Genomic DNA, 24717 nt, shown 5'->3' on the forward strand with positions numbered 1-24717 from the left:
GAGGCGCTGCCCGCGGCTGGACGAGGATGGGTACGACATGCGTGGTGACGGTGACGGTTGGTCGCGTGGCCCGGACGGATTGCGGCACTGGGGGCGCTTCGGCGCCGCCGGACTGCTGCTGCGCGCTCCGCTGGCCGATGGCGGTTCGGCGGTGCTGCTGCAACACCGCGCGCCGTGGAGTCATCAAGGCGGGACCTGGGCGTTGCCCGGCGGCGCGCGGGACAGTCACGAGACGCCCGTGCACGCGGCGGTCCGCGAGGCGTGGGAAGAGGCGGGCATCGACCCGGCCGACGTCCGGGTGCGCGGCGAGCGGGTGACAGCGTCGGCCCTGAGCGGCTGGACCTACACCACGGTCGTCGCCGACGCGGTGATGACGCTGCCGACCACCGGCAACCGCGAGAGCACCGAATTGGCCTGGGTTCCCGAGGACGACGTCGACGCCCGCCCGCTGCATCCCGGTTTCGCCGCGTCCTGGCCCACTCTGCGCGCCGCACCGGCGCGGGTGCTGCTCGCCGAACTCGGCGACGATCGAGCCGTCGCCGCCGCCCTGCCGCGCACGCTCGACCTCGCCGACCTCGGTTTCGTTTGGCTGCATTCGGATCCGGCCGGTCCGGGCGACTACGCCAGGATCGTCGACGAGCCGGGCGTGCAGGCCGCGGAGCCCGCGTCGAACGGGAACACGGCGGTGGAGACCGCGCTTTCGTTCACCCGCGGACAGGTGCTTTCCTGACCGCGGCGCTCACGCGTTCGCCAGTAGCGCCGTTTTCAGCTCACGCGCCGCGGCTTCCGGATCGCGTGCCTCGGTGATCGCGCGCACCACGACGACCCGCTTCGCCCCGGCTTCCAGCACCTGCGCCAGGTTCTCGGCGTTGATCCCGCCGATCGCGAACCAGGGCCGGGTGGGATGGGCGTCCGCGGTGGAGCGAACCAGTTCGGGGCCCGCCGCCTGCCTGCCGGGTTTGGTCGGGGTCGCCCAGATGGGGCCGGTGCAGAAGTAATCGATGTGCTCATCGATCGCGGCGAGCCCGGCCTGCGCGCGATTGTGCGTGGATCGTCCGATCACCACGTCGGGCCCGAGGATTCGGCGCGCGTACCAGGGCGGCAGGTCGCCTTGGCCGAGGTGCAGCACGTCGGCGGTGGCGGCGAGGGCGATGTCGGCGCGGTCGTTCACCGCGACCAGCCCGCCGTGCCTGCGCGCGGCGGCCTTCAGTTCGGCCAGCGCGCCGAGCTCGGCCCTGGCCTCCAGCGGGCCGAACTCGGCCTCGCCCGGTGATCCTTTGTCCCTGAGCTGGATGATGTCGACTCCGCCTGCGAACGCGGCCTCGGCGAACTTGGCCAGATCGCCCTTCTCCCGGCGAGCGTCGGTGCACAGGTACAGCCGCGCGTTCGTCAGACGCTCCCGCGGCGAGGCGGGTCGATTGGGGTGGGAGGGTTGCACGCCTTCGACCGTAGCCGCGCTACCGTGGGATGCGAAACAGGAGGCAGGTGGATCGGATGCGGACTCTGGCCGTCGTCGGTGGCGGCGCCGTGGGGCTCGCCGTGGCCTGGCGGGCCGCCGAGGCCGGTTGGTCGGCCACCCTGTTCGATCCGGCTGTCGCCACCGGGGCCTCCTGGGTGGCCGGGGGCATGCTCGCACCGCTGTCGGAAGGCTGGCCCGGCGAGGATCGGGTGCTCGAATTCGGCGCAGCGTCGCTGGCCCGCTGGCCGGAATTCGCCGCCCGGCTGGCGGACGCGACCGGCGTCTCGGTTTTCGTGGCGGACGAGACCATGACCGTCGCGCTGGACGCGGCCGACGTGGCCGACCTGCGCACGGTGGCCGATTGGGTCGGCGGACGCGGGCACGAGCTGCGCCTGCTGGACCGCGCTGGAGTGCGTGAGCGGGAACCCGGCCTGGCCAGGACGGTGCGCGCCGCGCTGCTCGCACCCGCCGAACCCGCGATCGACAACCGCAAGCTGGTCGCCGCGCTGCGGCGAGCCGCCGAAGCGGCCGGCGTCGTGGTGCGCGCCGAGTCCGTAGACTCGCTGACGGAACTTCCGCACGACCAAGTCGTGCTCGCCGCGGGAGCCGCGTCGGCGGCATTGTGGCCGGAGCTGCCGGTTCGCCCGGTGAAGGGCGAGATCCTGCGCCTGCGGCAACGGCCCGGCGTCGCGCCCGCGCCGCGCCGGGTGATCCGAGCCAGAGTGCACGGGCGCGCGGTCTACCTGGTGCCGCGCGCCGACGGAATCGTCGTCGGCGCCACGCAGTACGAGGCGGGTTTCGACACCGCGGTCACCGTCGCCGGCGTCCGCGACCTGATCGCCGACGCGGAGGCGGTCTTCCCCGGCATCGGCGAATACGAACTCGCCGAAGCGAGCGCCGGTTCCCGGCCGGGCAGCCCGGACAACCTGCCGCTGATCGGCCGGCTCACCGACCGCATCGTCGCGGCCACCGGGCACGGCCGCAACGGCATGCTGACCCTGCCGCTCACGGTGGACGCGGTGGCGAGCCTGCTCGGCGGGGCAATGCTGCCCGAAGCGGAAGTAGCCGACCCGCAACGCTTTTCGACGACTGTAGGAGGAATTCGATGACGCTGTCATCCGTCCCCATCGGTGTCACGGTGAACGGCGACGAGCACGAGTTCGCCGAGCCGCTCACCGTGCGCGAGTTGCTGGAGCGCCTCGGACTGCCGTGCCGGGGTGTCGCGCTCGCGGTGGACGGAGCCGTGTTCCCCAAGTCGCGCTGGGACGAACCGGTCGGGCGCGGCTGGCAGATCGAGGTGCTGACGGCGGTTCAAGGTGGCTGAGGCTGCGACGGCATCCGCGCGGGCCGACGCCCCGCTGCGGATCGCGGACCGGGAGTTCGGTTCCCGCCTGATCATGGGCACCGGCGGCGCGGAGAACCTCGCCGTGCTGGAGGAAGCGCTGATCGCCTCCGGCACCGAGTTGACCACCGTGGCCATGCGGCGCATCGACGCCGCGGGCGGCACTGGTGTGCTCGACCTGCTGAAACGTCTGGACATCGCGCCGCTGCCGAACACGGCGGGCTGTCGCACCGCGGCCGAGGCGGTGCTCACCGCGCAGCTGGCGCGTGAGGCGCTTGACACCAACTGGGTGAAACTCGAGGTGGTCGCCGACGAGCGCACCCTGCTGCCGGACCCCGTCGAACTGCTCACCGCCGCGGAACAACTCGTCGACGACGGCTTCGTCGTGTTGCCCTACACCAACGACGACCCGGTCCTGGCTCGCCGTCTGGAGGAGACGGGTTGCGTGGCGGTGATGCCGCTGGGCGCGCCCATCGGCACCGGCCTCGGCATCGGCAACCCGCACAACATCGAGATGATCGTCGCCGACGCGAAGGTGCCGGTCATCCTGGATGCGGGCATCGGCACCGCGAGCGACGCCGCCCTCGCCATGGAACTCGGCTGCTCCGCGGTGTTGCTGGCCACCGCCGTCACCAGGGCGAAGCGCCCCGAGTTGATGGCCGCGGCGATGGCGGACGCGGTGCGCGCCGGATACACCGCGCGCTTGGCCGGGCGCATCCCGAAGCGCTTCTGGGCCCAGGCATCGTCCCCGGGGCTGTGAGGCGTCGGGCTCGAGTCCAGAGGCTCGGGACGTCGATGACGGCTTTCGGAATCGCGTGCTCGGCCCTCACTCCGTCGGCGAACGATGGCGGCCCAGTCGCCCCCGGATCCAGCCGTTGACGGAAGCGGGTCTAGCAGGTGCCTGCCATCACTCGGTGGGGCGAGTCCGGGCGCGCTGGGTTCGGGCCTCAGCCGTTGACGAAGGTGAGGTTCGTCGCGTCGTAGCGGTCGCCCGCCACTTGCTCCGGCGGGGCGGCGGCCTCGATGGCGGCGAGGTCGTCGGCGGACAGTTCGATGGTCAGCGCTGCGAGGTTCTCCTCCAGGTACCGTTGCCGCCTGGTGCCGGGAATCGGCACCACGTCCTCGCCCCGGTGCTGCACCCAGGCCAACGCGAGCTGGCCCGCGGTGACACCTTTCGCCGCGGCCAGCTCGTTCAGCCCGGCGACGATCGCCAGGTTCCGTTCGAGGTTGCCGTCGGCGAAGCGAGGCTGGCTGCGCCGCACGTCGTTGTCCGCCAGGCCTTCCACCGAGTTGTACCGTCCGGTCAGGAATCCGCGCCCGAGCGGCGAGAAGGGGACCAGGCCGATGCCGAGTTCACGGCAGACCGAGAGGATCTCCGCCTCCAGATCACGCGTCCACAACGACCACTCGCTCTGCAACGCGGCGATCGGATGCACCGCGTGCGCGCGCCGAATGGTGTCCGCGCCCGCCTCCGACAGCCCGAGGTGCCGGACCTTCCCGGCCTGTACCAGTTCGGCCATCGCGCCGACGGTCTCCTCGATCGGCACCTGCGGGTCCACCCGGTGCAGGTAGTAGAGGTCGATGTGGTCGACGCCCAGCCTGTGCAGCGATGCCTCGCATGCCTGCCGCACGTAGGCCGCGTCGCCGCGGATGTGCGTGGGCTCGCCCAAGCGGTTGGCGAAGCCGAATTTCGTGGCGAGCACCACCTCGTCTCGCCGCCCTGCGACGGCCCGCCCGATCAGCTCCTCGTTGTGCCCCGCGCCGTAGAAGTCGGCGGTGTCCAACAAGGTGACCCCCAGGTCGAGGGCATGGTGCAGCGTCGCGATCGACTGCTCGTCGTCCGCGGCGCCGTAGCCGTGACTCATACCCATGCACCCCAGGCCCTGCGCGGAAACCGTCAGCCCACCGAGCTGCCGACTCGAAATGTCGTCCATCCTGCTACCTCCTGCACTCGAATTCATCGGCCCCGACGCTAGGTGCTGGAGCGCGCTCCATGTCAACAGCGAACGGCCCGGATTCCGCGCATAGGATCCTGATCGATGAAAATTTGTGTGCCGCAGCACCTCTCGCATAGGACAAGATCGGTTATGTTGTCCTGTTCCGGTCGAGCGACCGGATAGCTGAACGCCCGTAACGATTGCCGCGAGTGGCACATGGTGGAGAGTTCTCTCGCGCTTTACCGCAACCATGTGCCACTCGCGGTCCGCTAGGACCGAGCTGGGCGGCGTTCGTGGCGGGAGCGGGCGAGGTCGTAGGCGGTGCGGAGGAGGGTGCGGGTGGGGGCGGTGGTTCGGGGGCCGGGGTTGATGACTGCCAGCCAGGCGGCGGATGCGTAGACCGGGTGGGGGATCACCGTATCGGTTGTGCTCGGATTGTCGGGGGCGGATCGTTCGCGGGGAGTGTGGCCGGTCCAGTGGGTGAAGGCTTCTTTTCCGGCGGCGATGTTGACGCGGAACGCATCTGGGCGGTCCAAGTCCGAACTTTCGTCGCCGGGATAGTTCTTCGTCACGATCGTCGCGAAGGGCTGGGTCGCCTTGGGTATCACGCCGTCCGGTGAGTAGTAGAAGAAAGTATCGCCCCAGCTGATCTCCGGTGAGCCGTCGCCAGGGCCGGGGCTGAGGGTGAGGACTCCGTCGAGGGCGGAGACGAAGCCGATGATGTCGTCGATGGTCACGTATTCCAGCGTTTCATTAAGGTGCATGTGGAGACTTCGAGCAGGAGACGCATGGCAAATAGCGTGACAAGTCGCAACTCCACGATGCGCACGGCCGATGTGGCGCTGCGGGCCGGGTACTCCGTGCAGCAGATCCGCAACCTCGAACGCGACGGTGTGCTGCCGACGGCGGTACGCACTGCGACCGGCTACCGCAGGTACGGCGAGGTGCATGTGCGTTCCGCACTCGCCTATCGAGCGCTGGCGGCGGGCGTCGGCCCCGTCGAGGCCAAGCGCATCGTTCGCGCCGTCCACGAGGGACCGCCACCTCAGGTACTGGCCCTGCTCGACGCGGCACATGCCCGGCTGGACCGGGAACGCACCGATCTGGCACTCGCCAAGCGGGCGGCGGAGGTGATCTCCGCCGAGCCGATCGCCGACGTGCGCCCTTCCGATGCGATGAGCGTTGCCGAACTCGCCGCCGCGCTGGGCGTGCGCCCGTCGACACTGCGGCATTGGGACGCGGAGGGACTCGTCGTCCCGGATCGCGCGACCACGCAGCGCACGCGGCAGTACTCTCCCGCCCAAGTTCGGGATGCCCGCATCGTTCATCAGCTCCGCAGGGCCGGATACCGCGTCGACACGCTCAAGACCTTGATGCCCGACCTGCCGCGTGGCCACCGATCCGAGGACGTCGAGGCGGCGCTGGCGGCCCGGGACGCGAGCATCACGGCTCGCTCCCGCGCCCTGCTCGACGCGGCCGCCGCGCTCGCCGCCGTGTTCGCCCTCGCGGTGTAAACGCCTGTGATCCTGTGGTTCTGCTCGACCGGATGTATCCGCCGATCGAGGTGCTCCCTCGGGGCCCGCTTACGCAACTCGGCCGCGCGATGTTCGGCGACAAGCCGACGGCCACCGGCACGTGCTGTTCGACTCGCAGTACCGGATTGCCGCAGGAGATCCGGGCTACGCGAGGGCGCTGGTGGGTCCGCCGTTGATCGCCGCGCACATCGCTCGAACGGTGCCGCCTTGGATCTTGGTCGGGGCCGAACTTCTCACCTTCGTTCGAACATCGGCGGCGCTGCGCGATCCGAGTGCGATCCCCGGTTACATCGCTCCGCTGCTGCGCGTCGCCGCCGAACTACTCGGCCGTTGCGACTTCGGCCTCGACCCTTAAGGGATCCTGTTTCCTGTCCTCATCCTCGAGGATGACGAAAGGGCGTCCAGGTGGGTGCGAGTCCGTACGGGGACGTCCGGTGAACTGGGGTTATGGACCTTGGCGGACTCTCCCGGACATGCCCGTACGTCCGGGATTGTGACAAGTTAGTGACATGCTCGGATCCCCCCCGCTGCGGTGCCCACATCGCTATGACCTAGAAAGTGCGGAATTTCCGCACTTTCTCCAGTTGGGCGCGGAGCGACGTAGGGACCAGGTTGTCGGCGTCGGCAACCTGGCTGACCAGTCATTTTGTCGGCGTCGACAATATGATCAGACCTCCGGCGGACGGTCGTACGCGTCGATAGCCGCCTTGGACGTCGAGGAGTCCTGCAACACCAGTTCCCACGGGCCGGAGTTGATCTCGAAGCTCTTGCCGAACCCGACCCACTTCCCCGCCATCCGCGCACCGGTCAACTCGATCAGCAGTTGAATCGCCCCGTGGTAGTACGCGCCGCGGTAGTAACCGTCCTGGGCGGTGTGCTCGCTCCATGTGCCCGTCGCGACATGCCCGTCCACCGTGAGGTCCATCTCCAGGGACGACTGCGCCGAGTTCGGCAGACTGCGCACGGTCAGGCGGTTGTCGTGTTGCAGCACGACGACGTGGTGCACCGCGGTGAACGTCGCGTCCCGGCCGGACGAGTAGTACTCATACCGCGACAGCCAGATGCCGGAGTAGTTGCCCGGTGTCCTCGGTCGTCGCGCGGTGGCGAACTGTGCCGTCGCCACCTCCCCGATGGCGGAGTCGACCTCGGTTCCGTCCTCGCCGCCGGACAGGTCCCGGCCGGCCATCACCGCACCGAAACCGAGTGACTCGATCGGTAGGCGCATGACCTTCTCCAGGGCCCGCGCGTGCGACGGTCGCGGGTTGGCGGTGAGCCCTGACTCCCACCGCTGCACAAGGCGTTTCGTAGCGCTGGCGCACCCTGCCTCCCGGAGTGCCCGCGCGAGATCGTCTTGGCTCATCAGACGCGCGTTCCGGGCCGCGCGGAGAGCCGTGTTCGGTGCCGAAGCCATGTCGCCACGGTAGCCCTCTGACGCCTAAATGTCGCCCTGAATAGAGGCGCATTGACGCCGGTTCCGTCATCGCGGCGTCAAGGCCCGTCGGCTGACTCTGAAAGTGGCCCCGGCGTCGGGTGAACCCCCGAATCCCCGGCGTCGGGCGCCTGCCAACCACACCACACCGAAGGGGGCAACCGGAATGCCAACGGACCTCGCCGTCACCCTGATCGTCTTGGCCGCTGTAGGCGGCTTACTCATCCTGCTGTTCTGGGTGCTCCCGTGGCTACTCGAGCTCGGCGGCGACCCCGACGAGCGGGTGCCGTTCCGTGAGGTCATGGACCGCATCGAGCACGAGGGCGAGCGGTGACGACACGGCACTCCTGGGTGCAGGACCACTGCACCGACAGCAACATGCCCGTCGACGAGCGGCACGCGCGCGGCCTGCTGAAGATCCACGCGAGCTGTGAACCGCCGTGCCCGCGGAAGCTGTCCGCGCAGCGGTACCTCCGGGAGCGCAGCGCGGCGGACGGGAGTACCGGTCAGGCCGATGGCGCTGAGTGAACCCCAAGCCAAGGTGCTTGCCGCCCTCGCCCGTCAATCGCTCACCGTTCGGCAGCTCGCCCTGCTCGTCGGCCTCTCCAGGGACGCCACGCAGGCGACCCTGCAATCGCTGTCCTACCTCGGTTGGGCGCGCCACTTCCCCGGCACGCGGACATGGCGGATCACCAAGCCGGGACGGCGCGTCATCTCCGATCCGCGCTACCGAGACTTCCTGCCCCGACAACCGAGAGAGGAGGTGTAACCATGGTGGAAGTACAGCAGCCGGGACCCGACGGCGCCTCCAGCGACAACTGGAACGAAGCCGTCGATCGCGACGACAACGGCCGCGACGGCAGCCAGATCAACCGCTACCTGCGCTAGACACTTGCGCGCGGAGGTAAGCTGACGTCCTGGTTACGTCACGTGACGGAAGCCGGGTCGCGGGGAGCTAGAAAACCGGGGTACTCGACAACGAGTACCCCGGTTTCGCCGTAAGAGGACCCTCCAAGCATCCGGGGGACTGGATGTCCCTCGGTTCCAACGGGCACAACATTTGTAACGGTCGCCACCGTCAGATCGCGCCCCAATCGAACGGCTCATCCGGAGCAGCCCGCAACACCTCCAACACCCCGGCGAACTCCGCCACCTCACCACCAGGCCACCGATTCCCCGCCTCAATCCACTCCTCCCGCGCCTGCATCCACTCCTCCCGCGACGCCCACACCGCAGGATCACGCAACTCCGCCGGAACATGGCCAGCCATCCCACCCGACTCGATCCCCCGCCGCTCCTCCTCCTCAGCAATCAACTTGTTCAGCTTGTTCAGCTCGTTGCTGTACTGCGGGCGCGTGTTCTCCTGAGCAGACACCAGCGACTCCGCGATGATCTGCCGTTGCGCCTTCATGATCGCCAGCACATCGCCCGACTTCACAGCCTCGAGCAGGCCAAGAGGTTCCGGGACGCGCTCACCATCAGCGACGACCCGCAGAGGTTCGGCAGCCATCAGCAATCACCTGATCTCAGTGGAGGGGGGAGGGGGGTGTTCGGGGGGAGGGTTTGCCTATGGCGAGGGGGGCGAATGGCCCGCGAGGGAGTCCCGCCCCCAAACCCCGGTGTAACGAATAACCGGGCTCTACCAGGGCTTTCGCGCTGGCTGATCGCAGACTCAAAGCGTACATGGGCTTCACCGTTGCCGCTTGGCTTCGGCGACCGCTGATCGCCACTGCGCTACCGCGCGGCCCCGCGGGATACCTACCTGTTCCGCCCACGCTCGACGCAGCTCGCACCAGCGCCGCCACTCCGCCATCATCAGCGTGTGTCGCGGTTCGTCTTCCACGTAACCACCGCGGTGGAACCGGCCGTCCGCGTTCGCCAGCGCCAGCGCTTCGGCGGGTACCGGTGGCAGCCCGAACGGTTCGGGTCGCTTCCTAGCCATGACGTGCCCTCTCCCGATCCCAACGCACCAGCGCTGCCCGGACATGCCGCTCGGACTTCGCCGGGCCCTCACCGACGGGGTTCAACCGCGCGACCAGATCGGCCTGCGCTCGCTCCAGTGCACGCAGCTCCGCCGAGAGGCGAACCACGTGCATGGGTCGCGGTTCGTCGCGGGACAGTTCGCGGTCGAACTGGGCTTGCACGATCTCGACGCGGTCCGCGGCCCGGCCGGCGAGGGTCAACAGCTCGAGCTCCTGCTCTGTCCAGTCCATACCGGGCCCCAGGGCCGCATCCATCCGCTTACGCAGCGCGGTGGACGGCTTCATGCGCGGCATACGCTCTCACCTCCTGATGTAACGAATAACCGTCTCTGACCAGCGGATACGCCGAGGCTCGGGGATCGGCTGGACAGGCTGGGGAACGGGGAATGCCCCTGACCTGGGGCGATGATTCCGGGTGCAGTGCAGCCAGCCGGAGCGTCTATGCCAAGGGGGGGCGGGCTGGCCGCCATCCGGAGTCCTCCCCCAGGGGGTCTGACTGGTCCGTGGCGGCCCTGAATCGGCTTGCGCGGGTATGGATTACCCCGCTGACTGCCTGGTCTGAGGATACAGCACAGGGCGGTGCGCGGGGCCGGTACCAGGCGCGTCCTGTGTCGCGTGTACGCGCCTGGTCCGTATGCCTCGAGCGGGTCAGGCGACGGTTGCACCGGCGTGGGCTGCGCGGACGAACGCGTCGTTGGCTGCCTGTGCGTTCGCTGTGGCTTCGTCGCGTGCGGCTGCGGCGTGGTCGGGTCCGTTGCTTCCGGGTCCGTCGAGGTTGAACACGGCGAGGCCGAGGCTGGTCTGGTTGCGCTGCTCGGGTGGGAGTTCGCCGGGGGCTTGGGATGCCCACAGCTTCACCTGCTCGTCGCTTGCGCTGCCCAGTTCGTCGGGGCGTGGCACTCGGTAGACGAGGCTCTTGAGCTTGTCGAGTGCTTCGTCGCTGGGGGTGGACAGCCAGTCCTGTACGAGGTCGGCTTGGCCGGGCATGTGCTTGCTTGCGCTGTCGATGACGTCGTTCCAGCCGTGGCGGACAGCGCGTTGCATGATGGCTTTGGCGAGCATGGTGTCTTCGGCGATGCAGGCGCGTTCGAACATGCGCTGGCAGTTGTCTTGGCCGTTGATCTGGTCGGCGCGGTCGCAGGCGTCGCGCCAGGACATGATTGCGGCGTGGTCTTTGCTGCCGGGGCCGAAGAGTTTGCGTTCGATCTCGCGGTGGCGGACGCGGGCGTCGGCGGCGAACTTCTCGTACGCTTCCTCGCTGGCTTTGCGGGCTGCGAGCCATGTTGCGGCGATGAGGTTGCGGCGTCCGTCGGCGCTGTAGCGGGTGTCCTTGTTGAACTTGGTGACTTCGCTGCGGACGAGGTCGCGAAGCTCGTGCATGAACTCGCGGTCTTCGGGGTCGATCATCATGGACATGCGGGGGTTCCTTTCTAGGGGGTTACCGGCCGAAGCCGCCGGATCGTTGGGTTGCGAGGGTGCGTCGGCGGACGACGCGTTCTACTGCGGCCGCGGCGCTGTGGGGGTCCATGCCGTTGTTGATGACGGTCATGGGTGGCATTCCGCCGCCGAGGCCACCAGACATGCCCATTCCTGCTACGGCGAGGCCGGTGTCGAGCATCTCTTTCCAGTTGTTCTGGATGAGGCTTTGGAAGTCGCTGCCGGTGCGCTGGGCGAGGCCGGCGGCTTGGCTGCCGAGGTTGGCGAGTGCCTGCTCCGGGGTGGGGGCGAGGTACCAGGGTGCGGGTCCGTCGAACAGCTTGCCGACGCCGGGGATCGGCAGACCTGCAAGGGGGTGCTTGCTGTCGGCGCCTGCGTTCGGTGCCACCGTGCTCGGTGTGGTGGTGGGTGCGGTCGCGGCTGGACCGTAGGTTGCCGTCGACAGTTCATCGGGCGCCAGGCCGGTGGTGGCGGGCCCGCCCACGGACAGCTGCGGGGGCCAGTTGGTGACCAGCACCGGGGTAGCTCCCGCGGCGTCGGTGCCCGACGCGTCAGCACCCGCACCGGTTGCGCCGCTGCCGGTCCCGGTCCCGCCAGTGCCTGCGGAGCCGCCGAGCTTGCCGGGGCGGCCGCCCTTGGTGGCGCCGCTACCCCCAGAGGTGCCGAGGTCGCCGCCGCGCAGCAGTTCCGGCGGGATGTGCATGTGCTTGTCGAACATCTTGTGGGTGGCGCCGACGGGGCCGCCGATGACGACACCGTCGCTGCTGTTGGATTCGACGTTGGTTCCGTCGCCGAGGGTGAGGGCGGTGTGCCCGTTCGCGCCGCCACCGTGGTCGAACCAGCCGATGTTGATCGAACCGGCCGGGCCGAGTCCGGGTTTCGCGCCCTTGGCCGCGAGCCATTGGCCTTCGTTGACGGTGGACATGCGCGGCGAGAACGGGTCCAGGCCGAGGGCGTCGTTGACGACAGCGGAGACGATGCCGGAACAGTCGATTTGCTGCCGGTTGTAGCCGCCCATGAGGTAGGTGGCGGAGTCCATGCTCTGGGCGAATGCCTTACCCGGTACGAGGCCGCCTTCGCGGAAGCCGGGGATCATGCCGTGCAGGAATTCCGCGGTGGGGATCCATCCGGCGTTGATCGCCTCGAGCAGGGGCAGGTTCGCGGCCGTGGCGCTGGCGTTGACGATGTACTCCCCGGTGGAGGCAGCGACCAGCATAGAATCGCTGGTACCGGTACCTGGTCCACTCAGTAGGCCGCCAGCGGCCATGTGCGCGTTAGCCCACTCGGTGAGGGAGCTGCCGTATTCGGCGGCTTTGCCGCGGCCGGGGAACGGGATCGGGGAATCGCCTGCCTTCTGGAGGATCTCACCAATCGAGCGCACGCCGATGGCGACGCTGCGGACGATCCCGTCCCAGATCTGCGCGACGGTGTCGCCGAGACCACGGAAGAAGCTGCCCATCTTGTCCAGTGCTCCGCCCCAGAAGTCGCGGGCGGTGGTGATGGCCTTCGAGACGCTTTCCAACTGGTCGGTCAGGTACTCCGACATTCCCCTGATCGCGGGGATCAGGATCGGGACGATGACGTTGTTCGCCAACCAGGTAAACGCCTTGGTCAAGTCGATGACCTGCGGCAGTATCGAGACGAACAGGTCCAGCATCGGCGGCAGAAGGTCGGCGACGAGCCGAGCCAGTTCCGGCAACAGCGGGGTGAACGCCATCACCAGATCGGTGAACGCCTTCGCCATGTCGGGGATGTAGGGGGAGATCTGCACCAGGGCGTCGGCGAGCGCGTTGCCGAGTGTCGTGGCGACGTCGGCGAGGATCGGCTGCAACTGTTTGAACGCTGGCACCAGCAGGTCGCCCCACTGTTTGATCACCGGTGCGAGCGCATCGAAGACCGTTGTCAGCGCGGGCGCCAACGCTTGCAGGATCCCCGAGGCGATCTCGGCGAGGACGGGCAGGATCGGCGATATGGCGGTGAACAGGGACGCGAACGCGTCACCGATCGGCCCGATGGATGGGGCGAGCGCTGTAATCGCTTGGGAGAGGGCGGTTCCCACGACTTGAGCGATCTGCGACAGTGGTCCGATGAGCGGGGTGAGCGCGGTCATCATCGACTGAAGTAGGTCACCGATCACGGGTAGGACGGGTTCGAGGCCTTTGGCGAGTGCGTCGATGAACTTCGACAGGTCCGGCAGTAGCGCGGTCAGCGTGGTGGAGAACGTCGCCCCCAGCTGTCCGAGGGAGGGGCCGAGCGCGCCCAGGGACTCCCCCAGGGTCTTGAACAGCGGCCCCAGGGTGGGGCCGACGATGTTGCCCATCTGGATCAGGCCCTGGATCAACGGGTTCAGACCTTCACCCAGCCCTTGGAGGGTGTCACCGAACGTTGAGATGAGCTGCGTCAGTTCCCCGTTCTGGAACGTGGTCGTGAACGCCTGCCCGATCTGCCCGAGCATTCCGCCGAGCTGGGCACCGACTTGGTTGGCGACCGGTTCGAATGCCTGCCCGAGGGACAGGAACCCTTGGGTGGCTTGCTGTAGGCCGGGGCCGAGTCCGTCGATGAAGTTGGAGGCACCAGCGAACGCTGCCTGTACACCGGCGAGGTTCTCCGGTGCGGCCCAGAACGCCGCGAACTGCTTGGTCAGCCCGTTCATGCTGGCGGCGACGTCGACCATGCCCGCTTTCAACGTGGGCATGGCTGCGGTCGCGAGCTCGGTGATGCCCTGGGCGGCGTCGGCGAACAGCGCGTCCTGGGTGGCGTTCTTGAGGTCCTTCCACATGGGCGCGAGGTCGCGGGTGGCGAGAACGGCCGCTTGCGCCGCGGGCGACAGCTTCGCCAACGCTTGCGCGGCTTTGTCCTGGGCGGAGGAACCGGAGTTCATCGCATCCGTTACCGCCTGCTGTGCCTTCGCGACCTGAGCGTGCGCCTTCTCCACCGCACGGTCCGCTTCAGCGACCCGCTCATCAGCCTTCGCTGCCTTGTCCTTGGCGGCGACCACCTTGTCCGAGCCCTCGACACCCTTCTGGAATGCGTCGTTCGCCTGCTCCTGGGTGTCTTTGTTCTTCTCGACGGCTTCCTGGTAGCGCAGTTCGGCGCGCTGCAACCGAAGCGCCGCCTTCTCCCGGTCCTCGGGTTTGGCCTTCGCCAACTCGTCGCGGGCTTCCCGGACCGCGAGCGCCGCCTCCTGCTCCGACAGGGCGGCGTCCTTCAGCTTGAACTGGTAGTCCTCGAGCTCGTCGGCGGCGTCCTTGTAGGCGCGGGCGATGTCCTGGTGCGCATCCTTCGCGTCCTTCACCGCGTCGGCTTGCGAGCGTTGCGCGGTGGCGACACCTTCGATCGCGGACTCGAGCTGATCGTTGGCCGCGGACACGGCTTTCGCCTGCGCAGCCATGTCGCTGCCCGCGGCGTCCTCCGCGGCGGACAGTGCTTTGAACGCATCCCCTACGCCTTGCATACCGACGGCGACGGTCGCGATACCAGCGGCCGCCGCGGGCCCCATGCTGGCCAACCCGACACCGAGCGTCCCAACCGCACCCACAGCGGCACCCGCGGCGCCACCGATCGCGGCGATACCAGCCGCTACGGCGGACAGTCCTCCGGCGGCCGCACCGACCGACCCCAGACCGGACACGAGAGACCCCACCGTCGCCGCTCCGCCGCGGCGGTCGACATCGACGTTGACCTCTTGATGGATCGGGGACGCCATCCCTTGCAGGGCAGCGTGGACCGACGACATTTGCGCGAGCGCGCCGGCGCCGTCGACATCCACTCCCACGTTGACCGTCCAGTTGTGGCTGGCCTGCGCGATCGCCAACCCCACCGACATGCGGTCGCCGAAGTCGCCGAAGTCCGGGACCACATCGACCGCGACGTTGCCGACGTGGGAGACGTCGACGTTCGCACGGATGTCGATCGGGTGCGCGGTGGCGTAGGTTTGCGCCTCGCGCAGCGCGTCACGGATCCCAGCGTCGAACCGCGTCGTGTCCACCAGGGCGGGGATCTCTACCCCACCGATGTGGGAGACATCGACGTTGGCCTTGATGTTGATCGGGTTGCGATTCGCGTACAACTGGCCGCCGCGAATGGCGTCCTTGATGCCCCGGGCGATCTTCGAAGTTTCCGGGACCACGGACACGTAGGCCACGGCTAGTTCCACGGCGTTGCCGGGCGCGGTCATGCGGCGCGCCGTCCGATCGGCGCAACAGTGCCGTCGTCAGGGTCTGGTTCCGGGGGGCGTGCACGCAGAAGGATCAGTTCGAATTCGGGTTCGGACAGTTCGCGCAAGAATGCGACACAGCCGTCTATCAGATAGTCCCGTGGATCTCCGTGCATTCCGATTCACCGTCCCGCATCTATTGCGGGAACGGTTCACAGGGAAATGATCGACCTCAATCTCCCTGTGAACCGTCTACCCGCCGACCTAACCCGAAACTCCCTGCTGCCAAGGTGGGCAATTCCGACGGTATCGATGCGGCACATTTTCATACAGAATTCAGTCCGTTCGCGGACATTTCCGGTATCGGCGGACACGTGGGGTGCGCGCGAATTCTTCGACCTTTTCTCGGTCGAATACCCAGCGCCCGGATATCACGGTGCCGCCAATTTCCGGGGCGAGGCGGCGCACGTGACGTTCGGCACAACAGAGGATTCGGGAGGCTGCGCGCACTCCGATCATGTCGGAGGTCTCGCGCGGTGTCGTGTCGCGGATCTCCGCCTCGAGGCGGTGCATGAGTTGGGCGAGGGCGGGCGGGATCGGTTCGCGGGCAAGGTTGCGGCGGACCATCGCGTAGTCCAGCCAGGAGAACGCTACGCGAGCTTCACGATCATCTAGGTGCATCCGTCGACCACCCCCCGTCGCGCTGCTGCTGCAAGGCGAACTTCCGCTTGCAGTCGTGGTGCATCGTCTCCCCTTCGGGGACGCCATCGAACCCACATTCGGCACAGTTCTCGGCGGTAGGCCGTCCGAAGGCGTCCAATGGCGTCCCCATGGTGTCTGACCTGCGATTTCCGTTGGACACCTTAGAAATCCCGGACGCCTTCAAGGCGTCCGGAGAGTTCAAGGCGTCCCGCCGTTCCTGCTGGTCAGAGCCATTTGGACGGGATTGGACGCCTTCGGACGCCATAGGGCCGGACAGGTAGCGTTCGAACGCGTCGCGGAAGTCTTCGACCCGGTATCCGCGCTCGGTCTTCGCCGTGTTGTGGCCGGTTTTGATCCCGTACTCGCGCAGGCGGTGGCCGAGCTTCGAGGGGGTCAGTTCGAACTGCTTCCATGGCGACTCTTCGATCTGGTGAAGCTGGTCGCACAGCACAGCTGACTTCAGAAACGACACGTGCATCTCCGCGAACACGGACCTGATGTCGGCGAGCAGCTGGACGTTCGACGACGATGCTTCGTCATCGGCCCCGGCTTCTTCGACCATCACCTTCGCCGCTCGCCGCGCCATTCGGGGCCATTCGCCCCCCGCCATATCCGCCACCGAAACCAGCGGCTCCCAGACATCAGCGGCACGGTCCTCAACGCCGAGGTTCTCCGGCTCGTATCCAAGGAGGGATTCGCTCACGCCCGCGGCCCATTCCGCGATACGCATGCGCAGTTTTTCCAGCGGCGGGCGATCGCGGCGGGTCCGATACGGTGCCACAGTCTCCGATGGCTTCCGACGACGCATCACCACGACGACGGCTCGGTCTTCGATGGTGTCGGGCATCCGGCCGATGCCCGCGAGTGCTGCCATCGCGAATGTCTCGAACGTCATCGGCAGGTGATTAGGTCCCACCGTTCGCCCGAATGGCAGGCCCCGCTGAAACCCTGCATTGAGCAGTCCTCGCAGGTCCTCGTTCTGCTCGGCGACTTTCTTGGACCCGAAAATTGTGTCGACTTCATCGAACAGCAAGGTGGGCGGTGGATCGGCATCCAGCGACCGGAAGATGTAGGCGACAGTCGCATTCACCGCCCGCAACGGCTCATACACCAAGGGATCGCAGACCTCGAGCAGGCGCGATTTACCGGAGCGCTTCTCCGGTGACCGGGCAACCAGGCGCGGCGCGTATTCGAAGCAGGGCGTCAAATGCGTGGTGACAGTCCACAACACAACGGCTACCTCCGCGTGCGCCGAGGGGAAGACGCAGAACTTCCGGAACGCGGCTCGCACGTCGTCGAGCAGTGCGGCACCGTCGATCACCGCAGGAATCGGTTCCCTGCCCCGCTTTGGAGAAACCGGAGAATCTGGCGGAGCCGGAGAAACCGGCGGCTTCGTGTCTCCAGTTTCGCCACTTGCGCCGGATTCACCGGAGACCGGTTTCGGAGTATCGATTCCGCGGTTGCGCTGTCGAGCAACCTGCTGGTCGTAGAGAGCACGGCAGTCGGGACAGCCACCCTGGATCCGGTGGTGCGCCGGGCAGTGGGCGGGCGGTTCAGGGAGATCCGGGCCGGGGAAGCCTTCAGTCGCATGTGAGAAGTCGAGTCCGTTGCTCATGCACGTCTCCGTTCTGCGGACATCAAGGTCCGCTCGATCTCGGGGGCGCTGAGCCCCGCCGTGGCGGCCGCGGCGCGTAGCAGGTCCATCAGGCCCGGGTCGGCGCCCTGCTCGAATGCGCGGCACGCGGCCCAGAACAGCGCCTGGTTCCGGTTCCCCGGGGCAGCCGTGGCCACGGTGCGAATGAGTCCTTCGTTCCGGTCGCTGGACGGCCGGGCCCGGTACTGCTGGCGCACCGGATAGGCCACCCGCTCCACCAGGTGATCAGGCAGCGGCGCGATACGGGCTTTGTTTGCCCACTCGTACCGCCGCCCCGACGGGTGCATGCTCGGCGCGACTACTAGATATCCGGCGTTGCCCTTGATGTCGATTCCCGTAGCGTCGGCGAGCTTGCCCCGGCAGCGGCCCTGGTATCGGAACCACAAGTGCCAGCCGCCCCCGCCGGTGTGGGCGGTCCACGTCTCCGGGACCTCTCCCAGCTGTTCGAGGGTTCCGCCTGATCGCGGGTCGATGTCGAGCACCACTGTGGTGTCGGAGGGGCGGATGCCGACGTTGTAGCGCGGGTTCTGGTGCCACCACGCCCGGATTACCTCCGGGTCGGTGGTGGCGTCGTCCTTGCCGTGCGCGCAGGCGGGGAGCTTCCCGCGCGGGGCCAGCGGCAGCACCGACAACCCCGCGCGGGCGTAGGCCAGCGCGTATTCCAGGGGGAGAGCTTCCACGGTCACGCGGCTTCCCCCTTCTCGATCGCGAGCTTGCGGCGGCAAACCGGGCCCAGGTGCCACGCAACGGATTCCGCGGCGACAACCCATTGCCCGCACCGGTTGCAGCGGACCGCGAGCCGGAATCCGCGCTCACGGGCAGCGGCGAGAACCGCCGCGTCCGCCTTGTCCTCGTACAACTCCGTGTGCACGCCCGAAGGCGCGACCGAACCGGTCGCGCCTTGGGTCATTTCGTGGTCGCTCAACGGCCACCTCCGAGAGTCCGCTCGGCGTGGTCGCGGCTCTCGACCAACTTCGCCCGTAGGTCGGCACCGAGCGACGGTGAGAGCGTGTCGAGCACCTGCAACAGCGGGTCCAGGACGTTGCGCACCATCAGCGACAGCGCGCCCGCGGCGACGTAGCCGAAGAAATCGGGATCCAGGGCTTCCGCCCATTCGGTGCCGATGCGGTCGAGTGCGTCGTTATCGCTTGCGACGGCGGCCATCTGGTACATGAGCCGGGTCGAGTGCGCCTGCATGTCGGCGAGGTCGACGACGCTGCGCGGCAATCCGTCGTCGCCGACGATCAGGAAGCGATCCGGTGTCGGGGTCATGCCTGCACCTCCCGCGCGGAGCAGTCGCCGTCGAGCCGCTGCTCGGGAAGCTCCGCAGGTTCCACCTCGCTGAGCGCGAGTTCGACCTCCTCGGCGAAGGTGGGGCCGATCAGCAAGCTCAGGACGCTGACGCCGAGATGGATGCCGATGAGTCCGACCTCCTCGATCAGCCACGGCTTTTTGCCGTCCAAGCAGACGCGGAGTCGGTCCTCCGCGATCTCGGTCAGCGTGCTGACGGTCGGGATGGACAGGCCGGACTCGGCGATGGCTCGCTTGACCTTGTGGTTGACCGATCGCGCGAACTGGCCGAGCTCGCGGTCCTGTTCGGCGACGTGGCCCATGCCGACGGCAGCTGCCACGGACGGGCCGGGGAACGGTATATTCATCGATGCACTTCCTTTGTGGTGAAGGGTCGGTGTTTCGGTCCGGATAGCGGCGCCCACCGCCGCTTCCGGGCCCTCATCGTTTCGGGGACTGTTCGACATCAGGCGGCGTCCGAGCCCTGGGCCAGCCGATCGATGAACTCGGCGAGGGCGGACTCCGGGACAAGGCGGCGCCGGCCGATCTTCACCGAGCGCAGATCCCCCGAATCCATGAGTTCGTACAGCAGGCTCCGACCGATGCCGAGCCGTTTGCAGGCGGCCGGGACTGGGTGAAGCTGGGCGGTCTGCTCCATCTCATTCCTTCGTATCTAGTACGACAAACTCTGCATGTTCGTCGTCGTAGCTACGAGTGTGCACGAACTCGTATGGACAACGCAAGACAGACGAGTAATGTCGTATCCATGACGACATCTACATGGGATGCCGCCCTTGCCCTGCGGGTGGGCCAGTCCGTGAAGGCCCTCCGGGAGGCCGAGACGCCGAAGGCATCGGCAGCGAAGCTCGCCGATCGCTCGGCCCGGTACGGCTACGCGCTGACGAAAGCGCAGATCAGTGACTTGGAGCTCGGCCGGAAGAAGACGGTGACGCTCGCCGAGCTGATTGTCCTCGCAGCGACGCTCGGAGTGCCGCCGGTCCAATTGATCTACCCAGAGTTGCCAGATGGGGAGGTCGAAGTGTGGCCCGGGTTCGGAACTACGAGCGTTACTGCGGCGCAATGGTTTTCGGGGGAAATAACTGCTCGAGACATTGCGGACGTACCCCTTACCGAGAAGAGCACGAACAGCCGGATATCCGCAGCGCGCGAGTACGAACGCCTGAAAGAAGCCGTGACCAGCACCGCGCGACAAGCTGTAGATGCGCAGTTTGCCCCGGAAGCTCTTGAGGCTATGCGCGCAGCGAAAAACCGGCTCGACGAGATGCGAGAGCAGTTTCGGGCCAATGGGTGGCCTGTACATGACGGTGACTAGATCAGGATTTAAGACACGGACCGCAGGATGGTGAATCACTTTGGGGCGCAAGAAAAAACTCCCGTCCAGCATCACCTACAAACCGGCCGGACCACGCGCACCTGAACGATGGGTGTTCCGTGGCCGCGCGGGCATTGACCCGCACACGAACAAGCCGCTATGGGACGTGGTGACGTTCTACGACGAGTCCGCGGCCATCGAGTACGACGCGAAACACTCGCTGAAATCGGCCCGCGGCAGCCTCACCGGGCGGCCCGCGCGGTTCACCGTCGCCGAGGCAATCGACGAGTGGGCGGAAGTCCAGTCGGCGGACATCGACACGGTGACCATCTACCTCGATCTGCTCCAACCAGTGAAGGATGCCCACGGCACCCTGCCCGTCCGGAGGCTGCACAAGACGCAGATAGCCCAGCTCGCGCATCAGCTTCACGCGGGCACGTTCCCCTACCTCAGCCCGGCCGGGAACAGGCGGAAGGCATGGAGCGCGACCCTGGTCAACAAGATGCTGTCGCGCCTCGAATCGGTGTTGCAGGGCCTACGCGACGAGGGGTTCCTCGAGGCGAATCACGCGGCCCTGGTTCCTCGATTCAAGAAGCGCTCGGCATCGGTGCCCGCCGCTTCGGCGCCGACACGGGAGACGTTCCTCATCGGCGAGGTCGACGAGGTGTCAACGATTCTGGCAGGGGCCATTGCCCGCAGCCTGAACCTGTTCATTCTGTGTGTGCTGGCGTTCCTGGGCTTGCGCAAGGGCGAGATCGGCGGACTCCGGTGGGATCGCATCGACTTCGAGGCGGGTCGGTGCTGGGTGATCGAGCAGCGCAAGAGCAACAGGATCAGCGCGAAGAAACGCCCCAAGGACGAGCCCGGGACGCGCGTCGACACAGTGAAGTCGGAGGCGTCCGAGCGTGAACTCCCCCTGCCGCCGACCGCTATCGCGGCGCTGAAGCTGGTGCTGCGGTGGCAGCGGGAGCGGCACCTTGCCTCCGGTCGACGGTGGGGTGTCGACGGCGGTCCACCTACCCACGTTGTGGTCAACGAGCGCACCGGACAGGCGGTGTCCGGCGGATATCCATACGAGCGGTGGTCTGCGCTGGTGAAGAGTCTCCCCGTTCTGTACCTGACGTTGCACAAGGCGCGGAAGACGTGCGGGACGCAGCTCGCGCTTCAGCCGGGCATCGGACCGCACCACGTCGGTGCATGGCTCGGACACGAGGCGCAAGGCTCGGTCGCCTCACCGGTCACGGGTGTCTATATCGACGCGGACGAGGAGTTCCGGCAGTCCGCGGCTGCTGCATGGGAACAGGTTTTCGGACCGCTTGTGACATCTTGTGACATGCACAGCGCCTACGAGCGGGAAAAAGCCCAGTTCGTAGCATGATCGCGGCTCAGGTCGCGTCATCCTCGAGGATGATCCAACTCGGCACTAATTACCGACGCGCGCGCCCGCGATTTGCGGAATGCTGGGCGGCATGATCGAGCTGAAAGGCCTCACCAAGCACTACGGGCAGACCGTAGCGGTGCAGGATCTGACCTTCACCGTTCGCCCCGGGCAGGTAACGGGGTTCCTCGGACCGAACGGCGCGGGTAAATCGACCACCATGCGCATGATCCTCGGCTTGGACAAGCCCACCGCGGGCACCGCCTTGATCAAAGGCAGGCCGTACCACGAGCTGGACCATCCGCTGCGCACCGTCGGGGCGCTGCTGGACGCCAAGTGGGTGCATCCGAACCGGTCGGCGCGGGCTCATCTGGAGTGGATGGCCGCCTCCAACGACATCGCCAAGTCCCGGGTGGAGGAGGTGCTGCGGCTGGTCGGCCTGTCCGAGGTTGCGGGCAAGTCGGCGGGCGGCTTCTCGCTCGGCATGTCGCAGCGGCTCGGCCTGGCCGGCGCGCTGCTGGGCGACCCGGAGGTGCTGCTGTTCGACGAACCGGTGAACGGCCTCGATCCGGAGGGCATCCTGTGGATCCGCCGCTTCATGCAGCGGCTGGCCGCCGAGGGCCGCACGGTGCTGGTCTCCAGTCATCTGCTGTCGGAGATGGCGCAGACCGCCGAGCACCTGGTTGTGATCGGGCGCGGCAAGCTGATCTCGGATTCCACCACCCAGGAGTTCATCGAACGCGCCTCGGAGCAGACGGTCCGGGTGCGCAGCCCGCAGCTCGACCAGCTGCGCAGCGTGCTCACCTCCAACGGCATGACCGTCAGGGAGGACGGCGCGAGTGCCGACGGCCCCGCGCTCATGGTGGCGGGCGTCTCCAGTGACGCGGTGGGCAAGCTCGCGGGCGAGAACAGCATCACGCTGTTCGAGCTGGCCCCGCAGCGCGCGTCGCTGGAAGAGGCGTTCATGCGGATGACCGGCGGCGCGGTGGAGTACCACGGCGAAGGCTTCGATCAGGTGATGGGAGGTGCGCTCTGATGGGCGTGCTGGCAGCGGAACGAATCAAGCTCACCTCGACCAGGTCGCCCTGGTGGTGCTCGGCGATCGTCGTCGCCCTCGCGCTGGGCATGGCCGCCTTGCTCGCCTCGGTGGCGCGCGCGTCCTACGGCACGGAAGGCGCGATCGACCTGACGGTCTCCACCGCGGTGGCCGGGATCAGCGGTTTCGGCGTGATGGTCCTGATGATCATGGCCACCCTGACCGTGACCAGCGAATACCGCTTCGGCATCATCCGGACGACGTTCCAGGCGACGCCGCACCGGGCCAAGGTCATCCTGACCAAGGCCGGGCTGGTCAGCGTGTACGGCGCGCTGCTGACCATCGCCTTGGCGTTCGTCGCCTACGTGGTGGCGAAAGCGATCAGCGGGCCGGACGCGGGTGCGGCGCTCACGCTGTCCAGCGCGGCCGACTGGCGCGAGGTCTACTCCATCCCGATCTACGCGTTCCTGTGCGTCGTCCTCGCGGTCGGCGTCGGCGTGCTGGTGCGGCAATCCGCCGCCGCGATCTCGCTGATCGTGCTGTGGCCGCTGCTCATCGAGGGGCTGCTCGGTGCGTTCGGCAGCTTCGGACGCAATGTCACCCCGTTCCTGCCGTTCGCGAACGCGAACCATTTCATGAGCGCCTCCCCGTCCACGGCCAACTGGCACTGGGGACCCTGGGGCAGCCTGCTGTACTTCACCGTCTTCGTCGCGATCGTCTTCGGCGCGTCGCTGGTCGTGGTGAACCAGCGCGACGCTTGAGACGAGCTCCCTTGACGACCCGAGTCGCCTTCCCTCGCCACTCGGGTTGACGGTGCGCCGACCTTGTCGGGAGGTCCGGCGCTCCCCCCACCGCCCGTCACTGCCCGGCGGACGGTGCCCTGATCGGCCCGGTGCGAACCCTCGCGCCGGGCCGATCGTGCGTGTGAACATCGAGGAAACTATGCCCCTTGCCGGTTCCGAGACTCCTTCTCGCCCGAGTAGCCTCGGTGCGGCAACCAGCTCGTTATCCAATGCCGGGCCCGACGGTGTGCTCGCTGAGGTTCGCAGCGGAGGTGGCACATGGTGATGATCGGTAACCTGCCGACGTCGGATCGGCTGAGATACCCTCGGGGCGTGCATGAAACACCTTCCGGCGGCGCCGAGCCGGGGTCGGGGCCGGAGGCCGAGGGAGGGGTACCGCCCGAGGTGGTCATTCCGTTGGAGCCGTCCGATCCGGGCGATGCTCCCCGCCGTTCCGGCGGGTTACGGCGTGCCCAGATATCCGCGCTGGTGAACGCGGCGAATCAGCGGGCGGACCTGATCGGCGTGCTGCGCAAGGCGCGGCAGCAGCTGCCGGGTGATCCCGCTTTCGGCGACCCGCTGTCGGTTTCCGGGCCCGGCGGGGCGCGAGCGGTCGCGCGCGCGGCGGACAAACTGGTCGGCGACGCACCGAGCGCCGCGCGGGAGATCGGCTTCGGCGCCTTGCAGGTCTGGCAGGCCGCCCTGGAGCGGATGGGACGCGGTAAAGGTAGCCAAGAAGTAACTGTCATGTTCACCGATCTGGTGGCCTTCTCGCGCTGGTCGCTGTCGGCCGGTGACGAGGCCACCCTGGAACTGCTGCGCAAGGTGGCCAAGGCCATCGAGCCGCCGATCGCCGAGCGGGGCGGCCACGTGGTCAAGCGCATGGGCGACGGGGTCATGGCGGTGTTCCCCTCGGCCGACCGGGCGGTGCGCGCCGCCGTGACCGCCAAGCGCAACCTGGCCGACGTGCAGGTGCGCGGCTATACCCCGCAGATGCGGATCGGTTTGCACACCGGTTCCCCGCGTGAGATCGGGGGCGACTGGCTCGGGGTGGACGTCACCATCGCGGCCCGGGTCATGGAGGCGGGCGGCAACGGCAACACCATGCTGTCGGAGGCCACGCTCCAGGGGCTGCGGCCGGAGACGCTGGCGGAGCTGGGCTTGGCGGCCAAGCCGTATCGCCGCAGCTTCTTCGCGGCGCCACTCAACGGTGTCCCTGAGGACCTGCGAATCTTCCGGTTGTCGAGGGGCTGAGCGGCTGCCTC

Annotated in this window: 30 protein-coding genes; 14 read left to right on the forward strand and 16 right to left on the reverse strand. The window is 67.7% G+C overall.

Annotated elements, in window-relative coordinates; all coding sequences use genetic code 11:
• Positions 1-37: 37 nt before the first annotated feature.
• Positions 38-730, forward strand: a complete 693-nt coding sequence (locus ACWESM_RS12255; RefSeq protein ID WP_356963475.1) for an NUDIX hydrolase — start codon at positions 38-40, stop codon at positions 728-730.
• A 9-nt stretch (positions 731-739) separates the two neighbouring features.
• Here the strand turns inward: ACWESM_RS12255 and thiE are convergent, their stop codons facing one another.
• The gene (gene thiE / locus ACWESM_RS12260; protein WP_355071580.1) at positions 740-1438 is read right to left on the reverse strand and encodes a thiamine phosphate synthase; all 699 of its coding nucleotides are present in this window, start codon (positions 1436-1438) and stop codon (positions 740-742) included.
• Between the two features lie 56 nt (positions 1439-1494).
• Between thiE and thiO the strand changes: the two genes are divergently transcribed.
• From thiO to thiG, 3 genes are read left to right on the forward strand one after another with little or no spacing between them, the layout of a single operon-like run.
• Positions 1495-2568: a glycine oxidase ThiO gene (gene thiO / locus ACWESM_RS12265; protein WP_452491677.1), complete on the forward strand. Its 1074-nt coding sequence runs from the start codon at positions 1495-1497 to the stop codon at positions 2566-2568.
• Positions 2565-2783: a sulfur carrier protein ThiS gene (gene thiS, locus ACWESM_RS12270; RefSeq protein ID WP_355071584.1), complete on the forward strand. Its 219-nt coding sequence runs from the start codon at positions 2565-2567 to the stop codon at positions 2781-2783. Before thiO ends, thiS begins: the two co-directional genes overlap by 4 nt.
• Positions 2776-3561, forward strand: coding sequence for a thiazole synthase (gene thiG, locus ACWESM_RS12275; protein ID WP_355071586.1), 786 nt, complete (start codon positions 2776-2778; stop codon positions 3559-3561). The genes thiS and thiG overlap by 8 nt, the downstream gene beginning before the upstream one ends.
• A 187-nt stretch (positions 3562-3748) precedes the next feature.
• On the opposite strand, the gene ACWESM_RS12280 is transcribed toward thiG, so the two are convergent.
• Positions 3749-4735 (reverse strand): aldo/keto reductase, encoded by a 987-nt coding sequence (locus ACWESM_RS12280; RefSeq protein WP_452491679.1) that lies wholly within the window; start codon positions 4733-4735, stop codon positions 3749-3751.
• A 272-nt stretch (positions 4736-5007) separates the two neighbouring features.
• The gene (locus ACWESM_RS12285) at positions 5008-5475 is read right to left on the reverse strand and encodes a DUF6194 family protein (protein WP_452491681.1); all 468 of its coding nucleotides are present in this window, start codon (positions 5473-5475) and stop codon (positions 5008-5010) included.
• An 84-nt stretch (positions 5476-5559) separates the two neighbouring features.
• On the opposite strand from ACWESM_RS12285, the gene ACWESM_RS12290 reads away from it, so the two are divergent.
• Together ACWESM_RS12290 and ACWESM_RS12295 are read left to right on the forward strand one after the other, a co-directional pair.
• Positions 5560-6252, forward strand: coding sequence for a MerR family transcriptional regulator (locus ACWESM_RS12290; protein ID WP_452491794.1), 693 nt, complete (start codon positions 5560-5562; stop codon positions 6250-6252).
• A 121-nt stretch (positions 6253-6373) separates the two neighbouring features.
• Positions 6374-6628 (forward strand): hypothetical protein, encoded by a 255-nt coding sequence (locus ACWESM_RS12295; protein ID WP_452491682.1) that lies wholly within the window; start codon positions 6374-6376, stop codon positions 6626-6628.
• 312 nt (positions 6629-6940) lie between these two features.
• On the opposite strand, the gene ACWESM_RS12300 is transcribed toward ACWESM_RS12295, so the two are convergent.
• Complete coding sequence (locus ACWESM_RS12300) at positions 6941-7684, reverse strand: helix-turn-helix transcriptional regulator (RefSeq protein ID WP_452491684.1); 744 nt, start codon at positions 7682-7684, stop codon at positions 6941-6943.
• A 184-nt stretch (positions 7685-7868) separates the two neighbouring features.
• On the opposite strand from ACWESM_RS12300, the gene ACWESM_RS12305 reads away from it, so the two are divergent.
• The 3 genes from ACWESM_RS12305 to ACWESM_RS12315 are packed head-to-tail and all read left to right on the forward strand — an operon-like array spanning position 7869 to position 8471.
• A complete protein-coding gene (locus ACWESM_RS12305; RefSeq protein WP_452491685.1) occupies positions 7869-8036 on the forward strand; it encodes a hypothetical protein in 168 nt (55 codons plus the stop codon).
• Complete coding sequence (locus ACWESM_RS12310) at positions 8033-8230, forward strand: hypothetical protein (protein WP_452491687.1); 198 nt, start codon at positions 8033-8035, stop codon at positions 8228-8230. The genes ACWESM_RS12305 and ACWESM_RS12310 overlap by 4 nt, the downstream gene beginning before the upstream one ends.
• Positions 8217-8471 carry a hypothetical protein gene (locus tag ACWESM_RS12315; RefSeq protein WP_452491689.1) on the forward strand — a complete coding sequence of 85 codons (255 nt, stop codon included), beginning with the start codon at positions 8217-8219 and terminating at the stop codon, positions 8469-8471. The genes ACWESM_RS12310 and ACWESM_RS12315 overlap by 14 nt, the downstream gene beginning before the upstream one ends.
• A gap of 309 nt (positions 8472-8780) precedes the next feature.
• Here ACWESM_RS12315 and ACWESM_RS12320 read toward each other — a convergent pair whose 3' ends face one another.
• The 12 genes from ACWESM_RS12320 to ACWESM_RS12375 form a co-directional block, all read right to left on the reverse strand.
• Positions 8781-9212 carry a hypothetical protein gene (locus ACWESM_RS12320; protein WP_452491691.1) on the reverse strand — a complete coding sequence of 144 codons (432 nt, stop codon included), beginning with the start codon at positions 9210-9212 and terminating at the stop codon, positions 8781-8783.
• Positions 9213-9392: 180 nt separating this feature from the next.
• Positions 9393-9644, reverse strand: a complete 252-nt coding sequence (locus ACWESM_RS12325; RefSeq protein WP_452491693.1) for a hypothetical protein — start codon at positions 9642-9644, stop codon at positions 9393-9395.
• A complete protein-coding gene (locus ACWESM_RS12330; RefSeq protein ID WP_452491695.1) occupies positions 9637-9978 on the reverse strand; it encodes a hypothetical protein in 342 nt (113 codons plus the stop codon). The genes ACWESM_RS12325 and ACWESM_RS12330 overlap by 8 nt, the downstream gene beginning before the upstream one ends.
• Positions 9979-10332: 354 nt before the next feature.
• Positions 10333-11100 (reverse strand): hypothetical protein, encoded by a 768-nt coding sequence (locus ACWESM_RS12335; RefSeq protein WP_452491697.1) that lies wholly within the window; start codon positions 11098-11100, stop codon positions 10333-10335.
• 22 nt (positions 11101-11122) lie between these two features.
• Positions 11123-15298, reverse strand: a complete 4176-nt coding sequence (locus ACWESM_RS12340; protein ID WP_452491698.1) for a hypothetical protein — start codon at positions 15296-15298, stop codon at positions 11123-11125.
• 315 nt (positions 15299-15613) lie between these two features.
• On the reverse strand, positions 15614-15904 hold the full coding sequence (locus tag ACWESM_RS12345) for a hypothetical protein (RefSeq protein WP_452491700.1): 291 nt from the start codon (positions 15902-15904) through the stop codon (positions 15614-15616).
• A 40-nt stretch (positions 15905-15944) separates the two neighbouring features.
• A complete protein-coding gene (locus tag ACWESM_RS12350) occupies positions 15945-17594 on the reverse strand; it encodes a DUF3631 domain-containing protein (RefSeq protein WP_452491702.1) in 1650 nt (549 codons plus the stop codon).
• Entirely contained in the window at positions 17591-18319 is a 729-nt protein-coding gene (locus ACWESM_RS12355) for a bifunctional DNA primase/polymerase (protein WP_452491704.1), read from the reverse strand. Before ACWESM_RS12355 ends, ACWESM_RS12350 begins: the two co-directional genes overlap by 4 nt.
• The gene (locus tag ACWESM_RS12360; protein ID WP_452491706.1) at positions 18316-18558 is read right to left on the reverse strand and encodes a DUF6011 domain-containing protein; all 243 of its coding nucleotides are present in this window, start codon (positions 18556-18558) and stop codon (positions 18316-18318) included. Before ACWESM_RS12360 ends, ACWESM_RS12355 begins: the two co-directional genes overlap by 4 nt.
• The gene (locus ACWESM_RS12365) at positions 18555-18905 is read right to left on the reverse strand and encodes a hypothetical protein (RefSeq protein ID WP_452491707.1); all 351 of its coding nucleotides are present in this window, start codon (positions 18903-18905) and stop codon (positions 18555-18557) included. The genes ACWESM_RS12360 and ACWESM_RS12365 overlap by 4 nt, the downstream gene beginning before the upstream one ends.
• The gene (locus ACWESM_RS12370; protein ID WP_452491709.1) at positions 18902-19291 is read right to left on the reverse strand and encodes a hypothetical protein; all 390 of its coding nucleotides are present in this window, start codon (positions 19289-19291) and stop codon (positions 18902-18904) included. Before ACWESM_RS12370 ends, ACWESM_RS12365 begins: the two co-directional genes overlap by 4 nt.
• A gap of 98 nt (positions 19292-19389) precedes the next feature.
• Positions 19390-19581, reverse strand: coding sequence for a helix-turn-helix domain-containing protein (locus ACWESM_RS12375; protein WP_452491711.1), 192 nt, complete (start codon positions 19579-19581; stop codon positions 19390-19392).
• A 108-nt stretch (positions 19582-19689) separates the two neighbouring features.
• On the opposite strand from ACWESM_RS12375, the gene ACWESM_RS12380 reads away from it, so the two are divergent.
• From ACWESM_RS12380 to ACWESM_RS12400, 5 genes are all read left to right on the forward strand, one after another.
• The gene (locus tag ACWESM_RS12380; protein ID WP_452491713.1) at positions 19690-20256 is read left to right on the forward strand and encodes a hypothetical protein; all 567 of its coding nucleotides are present in this window, start codon (positions 19690-19692) and stop codon (positions 20254-20256) included.
• 40 nt (positions 20257-20296) lie between these two features.
• Positions 20297-21634, forward strand: coding sequence for a tyrosine-type recombinase/integrase (locus tag ACWESM_RS12385; protein WP_452491714.1), 1338 nt, complete (start codon positions 20297-20299; stop codon positions 21632-21634).
• Positions 21635-21725: 91 nt separating this feature from the next.
• The gene (locus ACWESM_RS12390; protein WP_364424617.1) at positions 21726-22670 is read left to right on the forward strand and encodes an ABC transporter ATP-binding protein; all 945 of its coding nucleotides are present in this window, start codon (positions 21726-21728) and stop codon (positions 22668-22670) included.
• A complete protein-coding gene (locus tag ACWESM_RS12395; RefSeq protein ID WP_355071593.1) occupies positions 22670-23431 on the forward strand; it encodes an ABC transporter permease in 762 nt (253 codons plus the stop codon). The genes ACWESM_RS12390 and ACWESM_RS12395 overlap by 1 nt, the downstream gene beginning before the upstream one ends.
• A 354-nt stretch (positions 23432-23785) precedes the next feature.
• Complete coding sequence (locus tag ACWESM_RS12400) at positions 23786-24706, forward strand: adenylate/guanylate cyclase domain-containing protein (protein WP_397279509.1); 921 nt, start codon at positions 23786-23788, stop codon at positions 24704-24706.
• The last annotated feature ends 11 nt before the right edge of the window (positions 24707-24717 follow it).

The organism is Nocardia sp. NPDC003999 (assembly GCF_053604885.1).

Excerpts from the sequence above, each read along its gene's own strand:
- ACWESM_RS12315 (WP_452491689.1), top strand. The coding sequence starts at position 8,217 with ATGGCGCTGAGTGAACCCCAAGCCAAGGTGCTTGCCGCCCTCGCCCGT.
- ACWESM_RS12365 (WP_452491707.1), bottom strand. The coding sequence starts at position 18,905 with ATGACCCCGACACCGGATCGCTTCCTGATCGTCGGCGACGACGGATTG.
- ACWESM_RS12290 (WP_452491794.1), top strand. The coding sequence starts at position 5,560 with ATGCGCACGGCCGATGTGGCGCTGCGGGCCGGGTACTCCGTGCAGCAG.
- ACWESM_RS12350 (WP_452491702.1), bottom strand. The coding sequence starts at position 17,594 with ATGAGCAACGGACTCGACTTCTCACATGCGACTGAAGGCTTCCCCGGC.
- ACWESM_RS12335 (WP_452491697.1), bottom strand. The coding sequence starts at position 11,100 with ATGTCCATGATGATCGACCCCGAAGACCGCGAGTTCATGCACGAGCTT.
- ACWESM_RS12280 (WP_452491679.1), bottom strand. The coding sequence starts at position 4,735 with ATGGACGACATTTCGAGTCGGCAGCTCGGTGGGCTGACGGTTTCCGCG.
- ACWESM_RS12255 (WP_356963475.1), top strand. The coding sequence starts at position 38 with ATGCGTGGTGACGGTGACGGTTGGTCGCGTGGCCCGGACGGATTGCGG.
- thiO (WP_452491677.1), top strand. The coding sequence starts at position 1,495 with ATGCGGACTCTGGCCGTCGTCGGTGGCGGCGCCGTGGGGCTCGCCGTG.
- ACWESM_RS12370 (WP_452491709.1), bottom strand. The coding sequence starts at position 19,291 with ATGAATATACCGTTCCCCGGCCCGTCCGTGGCAGCTGCCGTCGGCATG.
- ACWESM_RS12345 (WP_452491700.1), bottom strand. The coding sequence starts at position 15,904 with ATGGTCCGCCGCAACCTTGCCCGCGAACCGATCCCGCCCGCCCTCGCC.
- ACWESM_RS12325 (WP_452491693.1), bottom strand. The coding sequence starts at position 9,644 with ATGGCTAGGAAGCGACCCGAACCGTTCGGGCTGCCACCGGTACCCGCC.
- thiS (WP_355071584.1), top strand. The coding sequence starts at position 2,565 with ATGACGCTGTCATCCGTCCCCATCGGTGTCACGGTGAACGGCGACGAG.
- ACWESM_RS12380 (WP_452491713.1), top strand. The coding sequence starts at position 19,690 with ATGACGACATCTACATGGGATGCCGCCCTTGCCCTGCGGGTGGGCCAG.
- ACWESM_RS12395 (WP_355071593.1), top strand. The coding sequence starts at position 22,670 with ATGGGCGTGCTGGCAGCGGAACGAATCAAGCTCACCTCGACCAGGTCG.
- ACWESM_RS12390 (WP_364424617.1), top strand. The coding sequence starts at position 21,726 with ATGATCGAGCTGAAAGGCCTCACCAAGCACTACGGGCAGACCGTAGCG.
- ACWESM_RS12330 (WP_452491695.1), bottom strand. The coding sequence starts at position 9,978 with ATGCCGCGCATGAAGCCGTCCACCGCGCTGCGTAAGCGGATGGATGCG.
- ACWESM_RS12305 (WP_452491685.1), top strand. The coding sequence starts at position 7,869 with ATGCCAACGGACCTCGCCGTCACCCTGATCGTCTTGGCCGCTGTAGGC.
- ACWESM_RS12340 (WP_452491698.1), bottom strand. The coding sequence starts at position 15,298 with ATGACCGCGCCCGGCAACGCCGTGGAACTAGCCGTGGCCTACGTGTCC.
- ACWESM_RS12375 (WP_452491711.1), bottom strand. The coding sequence starts at position 19,581 with ATGGAGCAGACCGCCCAGCTTCACCCAGTCCCGGCCGCCTGCAAACGG.
- ACWESM_RS12320 (WP_452491691.1), bottom strand. The coding sequence starts at position 9,212 with ATGGCTGCCGAACCTCTGCGGGTCGTCGCTGATGGTGAGCGCGTCCCG.
- ACWESM_RS12300 (WP_452491684.1), bottom strand. The coding sequence starts at position 7,684 with ATGGCTTCGGCACCGAACACGGCTCTCCGCGCGGCCCGGAACGCGCGT.